At 68.4% G+C, this 503-nt stretch carries 1 protein-coding gene; it reads left to right on the forward strand.

Going from position 1 to position 503, the window contains the following annotated elements:
• On the forward strand, positions 1 to 452 hold a 452-nt coding region (locus tag Q5762_RS37055), incomplete at its 5' end, for a peptidoglycan-binding domain-containing protein (protein WP_315896711.1).
• Positions 453 to 503 lie beyond the last annotated feature (51 nt).

Raw genomic sequence — 503 nt, forward strand, 5'->3', positions numbered from 1 at the left:
CGTCGGCGCCCGCCCCGGCGGCGGGCACGGATTTCCGCATCGCCTCCTGGGCGCTGGTCATGACCCCCACGGAACAAGAAGAGGTGCGCGCAGCTCTGGCGCGTCTGGGCTTTGCGCCGGGGCACGACACAGGGACCGTTCGTCGCGCGGCCGTCATCGCCTTCCAGCGCGATTACGGGCTGACGCAGGATGGCATCATCGGGCGCGCCACGCTGTCCACCCTTCAACGGGCGCTTGATGCGCGGGCGAAAGCGCCTGCGGCAGCGGGCTTTGCCGGGGCCGGCGGGGTGCTGGCCGGGGTCGATGACTGGGCGCTGGGGTCTTCCGTCTGGCTGCTCGCCGTGCCGGGTCTGCTGTGGCTGGGGTGGCTTGGCTGGACCTACCGCGATGCGATTGCCGCAAAACTGACTGACCGCGCGCCTTCGGTCGCCAATTTTCTTCGGAGTTTTTGATGTCCTCATCGCTTATTGCCATCGCGTCTGAGATCGGCGCGCCCATGGTCA

Origin of the sequence: Streptomyces sp. P9(2023) (assembly GCF_032436795.1) — a bacterium.
Lineage (GTDB): Bacteria > Actinomycetota > Actinomycetes > Streptomycetales > Streptomycetaceae > Streptomyces.